12 protein-coding genes are annotated in these 12,488 nt (G+C 59.6%); 3 read left to right on the forward strand and 9 right to left on the reverse strand.

The window, feature by feature from the left end; all coding sequences use genetic code 11:
• Nucleotides 1-44: 44 nt before the first annotated feature.
• Both nagZ and psrA read right to left on the reverse strand, forming a co-directional pair.
• On the reverse strand, nt 45-1,055 hold the full coding sequence (nagZ, locus tag HX801_RS24355) for a beta-N-acetylhexosaminidase (RefSeq protein WP_003218962.1): 1,011 nt from the start codon (nt 1,053-1,055) through the stop codon (nt 45-47).
• A gap of 170 nt (nt 1,056-1,225) precedes the next feature.
• Complete coding sequence (psrA, locus tag HX801_RS24360; protein ID WP_003218964.1) at nt 1,226-1,933, reverse strand: transcriptional regulator PsrA; 708 nt, start codon at nt 1,931-1,933, stop codon at nt 1,226-1,228.
• A 262-nt stretch (nt 1,934-2,195) separates the two neighbouring features.
• On the opposite strand from psrA, the gene lexA reads away from it, so the two are divergent.
• Nucleotides 2,196-2,804, forward strand: coding sequence for a transcriptional repressor LexA (gene lexA / locus HX801_RS24365; RefSeq protein WP_003172575.1), 609 nt, complete (start codon nt 2,196-2,198; stop codon nt 2,802-2,804).
• 10 nt (nt 2,805-2,814) lie between these two features.
• Nucleotides 2,815-3,288 (forward strand): SOS-induced cell division inhibitor SulA, encoded by a 474-nt coding sequence (sulA, locus tag HX801_RS24370; protein WP_003218967.1) that lies wholly within the window; start codon nt 2,815-2,817, stop codon nt 3,286-3,288.
• A 112-nt stretch (nt 3,289-3,400) separates the two neighbouring features.
• Here sulA and HX801_RS24375 read toward each other — a convergent pair whose 3' ends face one another.
• The 7 genes from HX801_RS24375 to HX801_RS24405 form a co-directional block, all read right to left on the reverse strand.
• Nucleotides 3,401-3,634: a hypothetical protein gene (locus HX801_RS24375; RefSeq protein WP_003218969.1), complete on the reverse strand. Its 234-nt coding sequence runs from the start codon at nt 3,632-3,634 to the stop codon at nt 3,401-3,403.
• A gap of 188 nt (nt 3,635-3,822) precedes the next feature.
• Complete coding sequence (locus HX801_RS24380) at nt 3,823-4,344, reverse strand: DUF6586 family protein (RefSeq protein WP_003218971.1); 522 nt, start codon at nt 4,342-4,344, stop codon at nt 3,823-3,825.
• A 126-nt stretch (nt 4,345-4,470) separates the two neighbouring features.
• The gene (gene topA / locus HX801_RS24385) at nt 4,471-7,092 is read right to left on the reverse strand and encodes a type I DNA topoisomerase (RefSeq protein WP_003218973.1); all 2,622 of its coding nucleotides are present in this window, start codon (nt 7,090-7,092) and stop codon (nt 4,471-4,473) included.
• A 114-nt stretch (nt 7,093-7,206) separates the two neighbouring features.
• Nucleotides 7,207-7,443, reverse strand: coding sequence for a DUF1653 domain-containing protein (locus HX801_RS24390; protein WP_008437597.1), 237 nt, complete (start codon nt 7,441-7,443; stop codon nt 7,207-7,209).
• Between the two features lie 96 nt (nt 7,444-7,539).
• Nucleotides 7,540-8,715 carry an acetyl-CoA C-acyltransferase FadA gene (gene fadA, locus HX801_RS24395; RefSeq protein WP_003218978.1) on the reverse strand — a complete coding sequence of 392 codons (1,176 nt, stop codon included), beginning with the start codon at nt 8,713-8,715 and terminating at the stop codon, nt 7,540-7,542.
• A 29-nt stretch (nt 8,716-8,744) separates the two neighbouring features.
• Nucleotides 8,745-10,892 (reverse strand): fatty acid oxidation complex subunit alpha FadB, encoded by a 2,148-nt coding sequence (gene fadB, locus HX801_RS24400; RefSeq protein WP_003218979.1) that lies wholly within the window; start codon nt 10,890-10,892, stop codon nt 8,745-8,747.
• A gap of 452 nt (nt 10,893-11,344) precedes the next feature.
• A complete protein-coding gene (locus tag HX801_RS24405; protein ID WP_003218981.1) occupies nt 11,345-11,782 on the reverse strand; it encodes a hypothetical protein in 438 nt (145 codons plus the stop codon).
• Nucleotides 11,783-11,886: 104 nt separating this feature from the next.
• Here HX801_RS24405 and HX801_RS24410 point away from each other — a divergent pair, with 104 nt between their 5' ends.
• Nucleotides 11,887-12,324 carry a universal stress protein gene (locus tag HX801_RS24410; protein ID WP_003218985.1) on the forward strand — a complete coding sequence of 146 codons (438 nt, stop codon included), beginning with the start codon at nt 11,887-11,889 and terminating at the stop codon, nt 12,322-12,324.
• Nucleotides 12,325-12,488: the final 164 nt, after the last annotated feature.

Raw genomic sequence — 12,488 nt, forward strand, 5'->3', positions numbered from 1 at the left:
CGGATGTGGGAGCGGGCTTGCTCGCGAAGGGCGCACCGCAGTTGTCAGTCGATCAACTGAGCATCCCGCAGCGCACCCAACGCCGCCAACCAACGCGGATCCTGCTTGTACTCGGTCGACGCCACCGCCTGGCCACGCATCCGCGCGATACGCGCCGACGGCGTGACCTTCATGCGCTGGGCAGCACTCAGGGCCAGCTCGGCGGCGGCGCGGTCGTTGCACACCAGGCCCATGTCGCAACCGGCAGTCAACGCCGCTTCGATACGACTGGCAGCATCACCGACCACATGAGCCCCCGCCATCGACAGGTCGTCACTGAAGATCACCCCGTCGAACTGCAACTCGCCACGCAGGATGTCCTGCAACCAGCGCCGGGAGAAGCCGGCTGGTTGCGCGTCGACCTGTGGATAAATCACGTGGGCCGGCATGACGGCCGCCAACTGCTTGCTCAGGCGCGCGAAAGGCACCAGGTCATTGGCGCGAATCTGTTCCAGGCTGCGCTCGTCGTTGGGAATGGCGACGTGGGAATCGGCTTCGGCCCAGCCGTGGCCGGGGAAGTGCTTGCCGGTGGCCGCCATACCGGCGCTATTCATGCCACGGATGAAGGCGCCCGCGAGCACGGCGGCGCGCTCGGGGTCGCCTTCGAAGGCGCGAGTGCCCACAACGGCGCTGCGCTGGTAATCGAGGTCCAGCACCGGGGCGAAGCTCAGGTCCAGGCCAACCGCCAGCACTTCGGTTGCCATGATCCAACCGCACTGCTCGGCCAGTTGCTCCGCATTCGGGTTGTCGGCCAAGGCACGCATCGCCGGCAGGCGCACAAACCCCTGACGCAAGCGTTGCACTCGGCCGCCTTCCTGATCGACCGCCAGCAACAGGTCCGGGCGCACGGCGCGAATCGCCGCGCTCAATTCACGCACCTGCCGAGGATGCTCGATATTGCGTGCAAAAATGATCAGGCCGCCCACCTCGGGCTGACGCAACAAGTGGCGATCCTCAGCCGTCAGCCAGGTGCCGGCAACGTCCACCATCAAAGAGCCTTGCAGGGCTTGGGTCATATAGCTTCCTTAAATAACGCACGCAGCCCGAAGCCCCCGCGAGATCGCATCGCCAGGATTGAATCTGGAGACGGACGCTCAGCGAGCGCAACGGGCTGTGGATAGATAGCTGAAATCGGCATGGGCGGCTAGCTTAGCGGATGCAAGCGGCCGCGCACACCCGGGAGGGGTTAAACCTTGGCCGGGACCGGTACTGACTTGCTGCGCGGGCGCAATTGGGCGGCGGCCATGGCCTGGTCGGTGACGCCGGTTTCGGCACGCATGCCGGCGGCGAGAAACGGCACCATCAGGCGCATGACCTGCTCGATGGAGGTGTTGACGCCGAAGTCGGTCTCGGCAATCGCACGCAGTGCCTTGATCCCGGACATGCTGAATGCCGCGGCACCGAGCATGAAGTGCACGCGCCAGAACAGTTCGATTGGCGGGATACGCGGGGCGGCTTCGTTGACCAGCAACATATAGCGGCGGAACACCTTGCCGTACATGTCTTCCAGATAGCGGCGCAGGTGGCCCTGGCTCTGGCTGAACGCCAGGCCCAACAGGCGCATGAAGATCGACAGGTCGTTGCCGCTGCGTGGCTGAACCACCAGGGCTTGTTCGACGAGGATCTCCAGCAGGTCTTCCAGGCTTGGCTTGTTTTCAGGCTTGGCCTGGCGACGTTCCAGCTCACGGTCGAGGCTGATGCAGAAAGGCCCCAGGAAACGTGAGAACACGGCCTGGATCAGCGCCTTCTTGGAGCCGAAATGGTAGTTCACTGCCGCCAGGTTGACCCCGGCCTTGCTGGTAATCAGCCGCAATGAAGTTTCAGCAAATCCTTTTTCCGCGAACAACTGCTCGGCAGCATCGAGAATGCGTTCAACGGTTTCCGACTGGGCCATGGCTACTCCGCCTGACAAACACTTGTTTGAAACATACGTTTCAAGCTATGTCTTGTCAAGCCTGCAGGTCGGTTTGCGGCTGGCCGGTCAGCTATTTCATGGCCATTTAATCACATTCGCCAAGGTCTGTAGGCAGCGCTGTCTCCAGTGTGTAGGACAGGTGATAAATGACCGTCCAGCGGAGTGACTGAAAACGGTGATTGCCAAGCGCAGTCCACTGTATATAATCCCAGTCACTGTATAAAAAGACAGAGCGATCAACATGCTAAAACTGACGCCACGCCAAGCTGAGATTCTGGCTTTTATCAAGCGCTGCCTCGATGACAACGGCTACCCGCCGACCCGGGCGGAAATTGCGCTGGAACTGGGATTCAAGTCACCCAACGCCGCTGAAGAACACCTCAAGGCCCTCGCCCGCAAAGGCGCGATCGAGATGACCCCGGGTGCTTCCCGCGGTATTCGTATCCCTGGCTTCGAAGCCAAGGCCGACGAGTCGACACTGCCGATCATCGGCCGCGTCGCAGCCGGTGCGCCGATCCTGGCGCAACAGCACGTCGAGGAATCCTGCAACATCAACCCGACCTTCTTCCATCCCCGTGCCGACTACCTGTTGCGGGTCCATGGCATGAGCATGAAGGACGTGGGCATTTTCGACGGCGACCTGCTGGCCGTCCACACCACACGTGAAGCTCGCAATGGCCAGATCGTCGTCGCCCGTATCGGCGATGAAGTGACGGTCAAACGCTTCAAGCGCGAAGGCAGCAAGGTCTGGCTCCTGGCCGAGAACCCCGAATTCGCGCCGATTGAAGTGAACCTGAAGGATCAGGACCTGGTGATTGAAGGCTTGAGCGTCGGCGTTATTCGCCGCTAACGGAGGCATCATGCAGTTCCTACAGACCCCACAACACACTCAACTGTCGCTGTTTGAGGCCTTTATGGCCCAGCCCCTTGCGCCCATCCTCAAGGAAGTGGTCGAAGCGCCCTGGAGCGCCGAACCCGAGGCGTTCAGTGAACTGTCGTTGCGCGGTGCTGCCGGGAACTGCCTGAGCCTGTTGGCGCCGATCCTTCGCGAATTGAGCGAGGAACAGGACGCCCGCTGGCTGACGCTGATCGCCCCGCCGTCCAGCCTGACCCAGGCCTGGTTGCGGGATGCCGGCCTGAACCGCGAACGCATCCTGTTGCTGCAACCCCGTGGTGCTCAAAGCGCCCAGCAGTTGACCTGCGAAGCCTTGCGCCTGGGCCGTAGCCATACGGTGGTCAGCTGGCTGAACCCGCTGACCACAGCGGCCAGGCAGCAACTGATCAGCGCCGCCCGCACAGGTGATGCGCAAAGCTTGAACATTCGGTTGGGATAAAACGATACGCGGGTAACTGACAGCTGTCAGGATCCGCCATGACGCGAGGCTTCTTCAGAATTGAGAAGCCGATCTGCACAATTGAAGCCTGTAAAAAAGTCGACAGACGGATTCAGTGAAGAATCCGCGGGCCGTCTTCCTTTTCCGGTTCGCCTTCAGCCAGGCGCCCCGCCATCTGCACACCTACGCTCAACATGGCTTTTGCCACTTCCACGTGCTGGCCCTGCAGGAACGCTTTTGCGTCCTCGGAAAAATCCAAGATCACCAGAGAACCCTCGTCCTCAGCCCGGCGCAGCTCGATTCGGCCGTCGGGCAACTCAACAATTTCCAGAAAGGACGTTGGCATAAAAGTCTGTTCTCCACGAAAGGCCGGCATTATATCAGTCTTGTGGCGAGCGGGCTTGCCCGCATTGGGCTGAGCCGCGGCCCTCCGACAGCTGACACTGCCAGGCCTGAAAAGCCTTGGGGCTGCTTCGCAACCCAGCGGGAGCAAGCTCCCTCGCCACAAGAGCGGTAGTTGTCAGCGAAAAGCCTTCAGCACTCGTTCAATCCATCCCGAAACCGAATGGCCAACTTCTTCAGCTCCTGCCGCCAGCTTTCCAGCTCTTCCCGGCTCAACGGCTCGGGTCCTTCTTCGTCCAGGCTTACGGCCACGATCAGCGGCTGGGTCACATCGCCTTTGGGCGTGTGCTTCACCCGTGGAGGTTGGAACATCTCCGCGTGGGCTACCAGCAAGCGCGCCAGCCAACTGTCCGGGCTTTGCGCCATCTCCACCAGTTCGGCCAACTCCGGGATGGCCATGGACTCCAGCACATCCCGGTGGATGATCATTTCCGCACGCGGCGAGCCGGCCTGCGGCAGACGGTAGAACCCGGCGATCTCATGGCACAAGCCAAGCAAGGCGCCATAGAGGTGGAACAGCGCGGCTTCACGCCCGGCCTGTACCAGCGCGATAGCGTTCATCTCCTTCCCTTCCTCGGCACGGCCAAGGGCTTCCAGGGACAAACCCGCGAAGTAAATTTTCTGGTTGGTACGGGTATAGAGTTCGTTGGCCATGAAGGCAGTCTCCACAACGAATAAAGCGTGATGCTGGCTGAACAGTGTCACGGATCAGCCAAGGCCACTGCAAGCGCAAAAAAAGGCCGCCTATCAAGGCGGCCTTTGTGCATGTAGCTGATCGTATCAAGCGCCCTGGCGCTTGTCCTCGACCTTCCACTTGCCACCGTCGTAGAACGCTTTCCAGCCGGTAGGCTTGCCTTCCACTTCGGTCTGCACGTACTGCTCCTTGGTCTTGCGGCTGTAGCGGATTACGGACGGGCGACCGTCCGGGTCCTTCTTCGGCGCTTCGCAGAGGAAGTGGTACTTCGGATCGATCTCGTCCTTGTGGGGCACGATCTCCATCACCAGCGGTGCACGGGTCTCACGGTTTTTCGGGAACTGGCTGGCAGCCAGGAACAGCCCCGAAGCACCATCACGCAGGATGTAGGTGTCGTTGACCTTCTCGCACTTGAGCTCAGGCATCTTCACCGGGTCCATCTTCGGCGGCGCCGCGTCACCGCTTTTCAGCAGTTTGCGGGTGTTCTTGCACGTCGGGTTGGTGCAACCGAAGAACTTGCCGAAACGGCCGGTCTTGAGCTGCATCTCGCTGCCGCACTTGTCGCATTCCAGGCTCGGGCCTTCGTAGCCCTTGATGCGGTAAGTGCCTTCTTCGATCTCGTAGCCGTTGCAATCCGGGTTGTTACCGCAGATGTGCAGCTTGTGCTTCTCGTCCAGCAGGTAGGCATCCATTGCCGTGCTGCAGATCGGGCAACGGTGCTTGCCACGCAATACCAGAGACTCGGATTCACCCTCGTCATCGGCCGCGATTTCATCGCCCGGCACCAGGTTGACGGTGGCCTTGCAGCGCTCTTTCGGCGGCAGGCTGTAACCCGAGCAACCGAGGAATACACCGGTGGAGGCGGTACGAATCTGCATCGGGCGACCGCAAGTGAGGCACGGAATGTCCGTCATCACCGGCTGGTTGGCCCGCATGCCGTTCTCGGCGCTTTCAGCCACTTCAAGTTTCTTCTTGAAGTCGCCGTAGAACTCGTCGAGCACGTTTTTCCAGTCGCGTTCGCCCTGGGCCACGTCATCGAGGTTCTCTTCCATGCCGGCGGTGAAGCCGTAGTCCATCAGGTTGGAGAAGCTCTCGGACAGGCGCTCCGTGACGATGTCGCCCATCTTTTCCGAGTAGAAACGACGGTTGTGCAAGGCCACGTAGCCGCGGTCCTGGATGGTGGAGATGATCGCCGCATAGGTCGAAGGACGACCGATACCGCGCTTTTCCATCTCCTTGACCAGGCTGGCTTCCGAATAACGCGCCGGCGGCTTGGTGAAGTGCTGGGACGGGTCGAGCTTGATCAGCTTCAACACATCGCCCTGAGCCATGTCAGGCAGTACATCGTCGTCGCCCGGCTTGGCGATTTGCGGCATCACGCGGGTGTAACCGTCGAACTTGAGGATACGGCCCTTGGCACGCAGCTCGAAGTCACCAGCACCCACGCTGACAGTCGTCGACAGGTATTGCGCCGGCAGCATCTGGCACGCCAGGAACTGGCGCCAGATCAGCTCGTAGAGGCGCTCAGCGTCGCGCTCCATGCCGCTCAGCTTGCTTGGCTCGGTGTTGGCGTCGGAGGGACGAATCGCTTCGTGAGCCTCTTGTGCGCCTTCCTTGCTGCTGTAGACGTTCGGCTTCTCCGGCAGGTACTTCTTGCCGAATTCGCTTTCAATATAAGTGCGCGCCATCGCCACCGCGTCTTGCGACAGGTTGGTGGAGTCGGTACGCATATACGTGATGTAGCCCGCTTCATACAGGCGCTGGGCCATCATCATGGTCTTCTTCACCCCGAAGCCCAGGCGGTTGCTCGCAGCCTGTTGCAGGGTGGAGGTGATGAACGGCGCCGACGGCTTGCTGCTGGTGGGCTTGTCTTCACGCTTGACGATGCTGTAGCTGGAAGCCTTGAGCTTCTCCAGCGCGGCCATGGCCTGGGCTTCGTTGAGCGGCTTGAAGGCCTCGCCTTTCTCGCGGGCCACTTCAAAGCGTACGTTGTTGCCCTTGGCAGTGCCCAGGTCAGCGTGCACTTCCCAATATTCTTCAGGGTTGAACGCACGAATCTCGCGCTCACGCTCCACCACCAGCTTTACCGCAACCGATTGCACACGGCCGGCGGACAGGCCACGAGCGATTTTCGCCCACAGCAGCGGCGAGACCATGTAACCCACGACGCGGTCGAGGAAGCGACGGGCCTGCTGGGCATTGACGCGGTCAATGTCCAGTTCGCCCGGCTTGGAGAAGGCTTCCTGGATCGCCTTCTTGGTAATTTCGTTGAACACCACGCGCTTGTAGCGGCTGTCGTCACCCCCGATGGCTTCCCGCAGGTGCCAGGCAATAGCCTCCCCTTCGCGGTCCAAGTCGGTTGCGAGATAGATGGTGTCAGCATCCTTGGCGAGCCGGCGCAGCTCTTCGATGACCTTTTCCTTGCCCGGGAGGATCTCGTACTTGGCTTTCCAGCCATGATCGGGATCGACACCCATGCGCGAGACCAGCTGCTTGCGCGCTTTCTCTTTAGGCGTGAGCACCGGACCTTCGCCCGCAGCCGCCTTGCCACGCTTGGCGGCAGGCTCCTTGCTGGCGCTAGCCGAACCGCTGGTGGGCAGGTCTCGGATATGGCCGATACTCGACTTCACCACGTACTCGTTACCCAAGTACTTGTTGATGGTCTTGGCCTTAGCCGGGGATTCCACAATGACCAGCGATTTGCCCATGGATCGGAAAATTCCTGAATTCGAGAAGTGAAAGGCGGTTGGCGCCTGACGCGGCAACGCTATATATAGTGGCAACAAGGTGAGGTCAAGCGCAGCATTCTGCGCGGCCTGCCTTTATTGCACGGAAAAAAGGCTGGGTTCGGCCTGCATCAAAGCAAAGCGCGGGACCTGTTCGCCGTCAACTTCGACGGTCTCAAGGAACATGCTCAAGGGACGCACCCAAAAGCCGTAATCGCCATACAGTGCTTGGTAGAACACCACTTCCTCTTCGGTCTCGGAATGCCGCGCCACATTAAAAACGCGGTACTGCGGACCTTTATAATGCTGGTAGAGCCCTGGTTCGACTTTCATGCTCTGGCCCTCTTACAAAATTTGTTAAAAAAAATATAAAAAATTCCAAAAAACAAAAACCGGGGCACTGGGCCCCGGCTTCCGTCAACGAAACGTTTAGATACGTTCGAAGACGGTGGAGATGCCTTGGCCGAGGCCAATGCACATGGTTGCAACCCCAAGGTTGCCGCCATTTTGCTTCATCACGTTAAGCAACGTGCCGGAGATACGAGCGCCGGAACACCCAAACGGGTGACCCAAGGCAATCGCGCCGCCGTGCAGGTTAACCTTCTCGTTCATCTTGTCGAGCACTTTCAAATCTTTCAGCACTGGCAGGGCCTGTGCGGCGAAAGCTTCGTTGAGCTCGAAGAAGTCGATGTCGGAGATAGTCAGGCCTGCGCGCTTCAATGCTTTTTGTGTGGCCGGTACTGGACCATAGCCCATGATTGCCGGGTCCACACCTGCGACTGCCATCGAACGAATCACGGCCATCGGCTGGATACCCAGGTCCTGGGCACGCTGGGCCGACATCACGATCATGCACGAAGCACCGTCAGTGATCTGCGACGAAGTACCGGCTGTCACGGTGCCGCCCTTTGGATTGAAGGCCGGCTTCAGGGCCGCCAGGCTTTCCAGGGTGGTGTCCGGACGAATGGTTTCGTCGTAGTCGAACAGTTTCAGGAAACCGTTCTCGTCGTAGCCGTTCATCGGGATGATTTCATCCTTGAACTTGCCTTCCACGGTTGCCTTGTGGGCCAACTGGTGGGAACGCAGGCCGAATGCATCCTGGGCTTCGCGGGTAATGCCGTGCATTTTGCCGAGCATTTCAGCGGTGAGGCCCATCATGCCCGAGGCTTTCGCCGCGTACAGGGACATGTGCGGGTTCGGATCCACACCGTGCATCATGCTGACGTGGCCCATGTGCTCCACGCCGCCAACCACGAACACATCACCGTTACCGGTCATGATCGCTTGGGCAGCGGTGTGCAGCGCGCTCATGGACGAGCCACACAGGCGGCTGACGGTCTGGCCGGCAGCGGTGTGCGGGATCTGCGTCATCAGGGAAGCCATGCGGGCGATGTTCCAGCCCTGCTCCAGGGTCTGGTTGACGCAGCCCCAGATCACGTCTTCGACTTCGTTCGGGTCGACCTTGACGTTGCGTTCCAGCAATTTGCTGATCAGGTGCGCCGACATGTCTTCGGCACGGGTGTTGCGGTGCATGCCGCCCTTGGAGCGGCCCATCGGAGTACGACCGAAGTCGACAATCACGACGTCTCTTGGATTCAAGCTCATAAATATTCTCGCTCTAGTCGTCTGGGCACTTAACCGAAGAAGCTCTGGCCGTTCTTGGCCATCTCGCGCAGCTTCGCAGTCGGGTGGTACAGCGGGCCCAGATCAGCGTATTGATCAGCCAGGGCAACGAACTCGGCCACACCGATGGAATCGATGTAACGCAGCGCACCACCACGGAATGGAGGGAAACCAATACCGTAGACCAGGCCCATGTCGGCCTCGGCTGCGGTTTCAACGATGCCGTCTTCCAGGCAGCGCACGGTTTCCAGGCACAGGGCGATCATCATCCAGTTGACGATGTCCTCGTCGGACACTTCACGCTGTTCGTAGATGACCGGCGCGAGTACTTCGTGAACCGATGGGTCGGCCACTTTCTTCTGCTTGCCCTTCTTGTCGGTCTCGTAGGCGTAGAAGCCCTTGCCATTTTTCTGGCCCAGGCGCTTGGCTTCGTAGAGCGCGTCGATCGCCGAGCGGCGGTCGTCTTTCATGCGGTCCGGGAAGCCTTCAGCCATTACGTCGCGACCGTGGTGGCCGGTGTCGATGCCGACCACGTCCATCAGGTACGCCGGGCCCATTGGCCAGCCGAATTTTTCCATGACCTTGTCGATGCGCACGAAGTCCACACCGGCGCTGACCAGCTTGGCGAAACCGCCGAAGTACGGAAACAGTACGCGGTTGACCAGGAAGCCCGGGCAGTCATTGACGACGATCGGGTTCTTGCCCATTTTCTTGGCGTAGGCAACGGTGGTGGCAACGGCCAGCTCGCTGGACTTCTCGCCACGGATCACTTCCACCAGCGGCATCATGTGCACCGGGTTGAAGAAGTGCATGCCGACGAAGTTTTCCGGACGCTTGAGGGCCTTGGCCAGCAAGGTGATGGAAATGGTCGAGGTGTTGGACGCCAGGATCGTGTCTTCTTTCACCTGGGCTTCAACTTCAGCCAGTACCGCCTGCTTGACCTTCGGGTTCTCGACAACCGCTTCGACCACCAGGTCGACGTGGCCGAAATCACCGTAGGACAGGGTCGGACGAATGCCGTTAAGCACTTCAGCCATTTTCGCTGCAGTCATGCGGCCTTTATCAACGCGGCCTACCAGCAGCTTCGCGGCTTCTGCCAGACCCTGCTCGATGCCGTGCTCGTTGATGTCTTTCATCAGGATCGGCGTGCCTTTGGACGCCGACTGATAGGCGATACCGCCGCCCATGATACCGGCGCCGAGTACGGCAGCCTGTTTCACGTCGCGAGCGATTTCGTCGTAGGCCTTGGCCTTTTTCTTCAGTTCCTGATCGTTCAGGAACAGACCGATCAAGCTCTGCGCGGCAGAGGTCTTGGCCAGTTTGACGAAACCAGCGGCTTCGACTTCCAGGGCTTTGTCGCGACCGAAGTTCGCGGCCTTCTGGATGGTCTTGATCGCTTCAACCGGCGCCGGGTAGTTCGGGCCGGCCTGGCCAGCCACGAAACCCTTGGCGGTTTCGAACGACATCATCTGTTCGATGGCGTTGAGCTTGAGTTTTTCCAGCTTTGGCTGACGCTTGGCCTTGTAGTCAAATTCGCCGCTGATGGCGCCCTTGATCAGGTTCAGCGCGGCTTCTGCCAGCTTGTCGGGAGCCACCACAGCATCCACGGCGCCGACTTTCAGCGCGTCTTCAGCACGGTTTTCCTTGCCGGCGGCAATCCACTCGATGGCATTGTCGGCACCGATGATGCGCGGCAGGCGCACGGTACCGCCGAAGCCTGGGTAGATGCCCAGCTTGACTTCCGGCAGGCCGATTTTCGCGGTGGCCGACATCACGCGGAAGTCGGCGGCCAGGCACATTTCCAGACCGCCGCCCAGGGCGATGCCATTGATCGCGGCAACGGTCGGCACGTTGAGGTCTTCGAAATCGCTGAAAATCTTGTTGGCTTCGAGGTTGCCAGCCACAAGCTCGGCATCGGGCAGCTTGAAGTTGTCGACGAATTCGGTGATGTCAGCGCCGACGATGAACACGTCCTTGCCGCTGGAGACGATCACGCCCTTGACCGAAGCATCTGCTTTGATGGTGTCTACGGCCTGACGCAATTCATTCAGGGTTAGACGGTTGAACTTGTTGACGGACTCACCCTTGAGGTCGAATTTCAATTCGACGATGCCACTTTCAAGAGCCTTAACCGTGATGGCTTTACCTTCGTAAATCATCAACTGATCTCCACGATATGGAAGCTGAACAGTACACGTCGGACGCAGGATTCAGCGTAGGCACTGACGTTACCGTCGATGCTAACGCCAATTTGCCAGGCACACCCGCCAACGCGATAGTCGGGATTCTGTACGAACGGTCTGAAAGACAAACGCTCAATTCATACGCCCGTTTGATTTGGGTACGTCACCTTCAGCCAAATCCGAAGAATTGTCAATCGCTCGAAAGGGCCGCAAAAATGCGACTTTTCAGTCATTTCAGAACCCGGGGCAGCCGGCATCGCCCCGCCAATGTTTAATCATTCGCGAAATCAATAATGTGAATTTTGATTTAAAGGGCTGTACAGAACCGAATATGCGGCTAGGCTAGCGGCACGTAAAACGAATTACCGGCCTGCCTGGCCAACTCCAGCCCGATGATGCTTTCGGGCTTTTTAATGCCCGCAGGAATCTCAGGCCAGCGCCTTGAGCACCGCGTCAATGTCCTGCAACACGCTCAACTCGCCCTTCTCGCCCCAGTACAGGGTGATCATTTGCTTGTCGGCTTCGACTTTGTAGACGTTCGCAGGCAGCGTCGCAAAATGTGGCAACAACTTTTCATCGACGCAGGTTTCCTGCCACTGATTGACCCAAACCCCCGGCTCCAACTGCCAGTAACTCCAGGTCACCCGCGTGGTGCCACGCCGTGGCCGGTGATACTGGGCACACGGGCTTGGCGGCTCGTGCTTGAGCCAGTGCGGCCATTCCTGGGGCGTCAGTTGCATGGCCAGGCCAATGCGCCGCGCCTCCATGCGCAAAGCCATGCGCCCGCTCGAATGGCGCGAAGGACGCAGCCACGCCAGGGGGCTTAAAACCAGCGCAAGGATTGACACCACTATCCAGACCGTCATATGTGTACTCCCGAATTTCTTGATGAGCGGATTTGACCTGACGCAACCCCATCCGCTTGAAACCAGCCATACTGAACTTATCGCTTTCCCTTGGAGGACTCCTCATGCCCTACGAACATATTCTGGTCGCCGTGGACCTGACCGAAGAATGCGACCCCGTGATCAAGCGGGCCGTAGGCCTTGCAGGCGACTCGGTGAAGCTGTCCCTGGTGCATATCGTCGAACCGATGGCCATGGCCTTTGGCGGCGATGTGCCGATGGACCTTTCCCAACTGCAACAGCAGCAGTTCGACCAGGCCAAGGAACGCCTTGACCGGCTGATCAACAAATACCCTGCCCTGAAAAAAGACCAGAGCCACCTGACCTACGGCCAGCCGCGCCAGGAAATCCACCACCTGGCCAAGGAGCAAGGTTGCGACCTGATCGTGGTCGGCAGCCACGGCCGTCACGGCCTGGCCTTGCTGCTGGGCTCCACCGCCAATGACGTGCTGCACGGCGCACCTTGCGATGTGCTGGCCGTGAAACTGGTCAAGAGCTCGTAAGACCAACGGCAATCCAATGTGGGAGCGGGCTTGTGTGGGAGCGGGCTTGCTCGCGAAAGCGGTGGATCAGTCGACAAATATATGGACTGACACACCGCATTCGCGAGCAAGCCCGCTCCCACATCTGAACCGCGTTTCATACAAAAAACCCGGCGCTCATACAA

This window comes from Pseudomonas sp. G1002 (assembly GCF_013385455.1).
In the GTDB taxonomy this organism is placed as follows: Bacteria; Pseudomonadota; Gammaproteobacteria; order Pseudomonadales; family Pseudomonadaceae; genus Aquipseudomonas.

What these genes read in the sequence shown, in the direction of transcription:
- psrA (WP_003218964.1), bottom strand. Translation starts at nt 1,933, where the DNA reads ATGGCCCAGTCGGAAACCGTTGAACGCATTCTCGATGCTGCCGAGCAG.
- HX801_RS24380 (WP_003218971.1), bottom strand. Translation starts at nt 4,344, where the DNA reads ATGGCCAACGAACTCTATACCCGTACCAACCAGAAAATTTACTTCGCG.
- sulA (WP_003218967.1), top strand. Translation starts at nt 2,815, where the DNA reads ATGCAGTTCCTACAGACCCCACAACACACTCAACTGTCGCTGTTTGAG.
- HX801_RS24405 (WP_003218981.1), bottom strand. Translation starts at nt 11,782, where the DNA reads ATGACGGTCTGGATAGTGGTGTCAATCCTTGCGCTGGTTTTAAGCCCC.
- nagZ (WP_003218962.1), bottom strand. Translation starts at nt 1,055, where the DNA reads ATGACCCAAGCCCTGCAAGGCTCTTTGATGGTGGACGTTGCCGGCACC.
- HX801_RS24410 (WP_003218985.1), top strand. Translation starts at nt 11,887, where the DNA reads ATGCCCTACGAACATATTCTGGTCGCCGTGGACCTGACCGAAGAATGC.
- lexA (WP_003172575.1), top strand. Translation starts at nt 2,196, where the DNA reads ATGCTAAAACTGACGCCACGCCAAGCTGAGATTCTGGCTTTTATCAAG.
- HX801_RS24390 (WP_008437597.1), bottom strand. Translation starts at nt 7,443, where the DNA reads ATGAAAGTCGAACCAGGGCTCTACCAGCATTATAAAGGTCCGCAGTAC.
- topA (WP_003218973.1), bottom strand. Translation starts at nt 7,092, where the DNA reads ATGGGCAAATCGCTGGTCATTGTGGAATCCCCGGCTAAGGCCAAGACC.
- fadB (WP_003218979.1), bottom strand. Translation starts at nt 10,892, where the DNA reads ATGATTTACGAAGGTAAAGCCATCACGGTTAAGGCTCTTGAAAGTGGC.
- HX801_RS24375 (WP_003218969.1), bottom strand. Translation starts at nt 3,634, where the DNA reads ATGCCAACGTCCTTTCTGGAAATTGTTGAGTTGCCCGACGGCCGAATC.
- fadA (WP_003218978.1), bottom strand. Translation starts at nt 8,715, where the DNA reads ATGAGCTTGAATCCAAGAGACGTCGTGATTGTCGACTTCGGTCGTACT.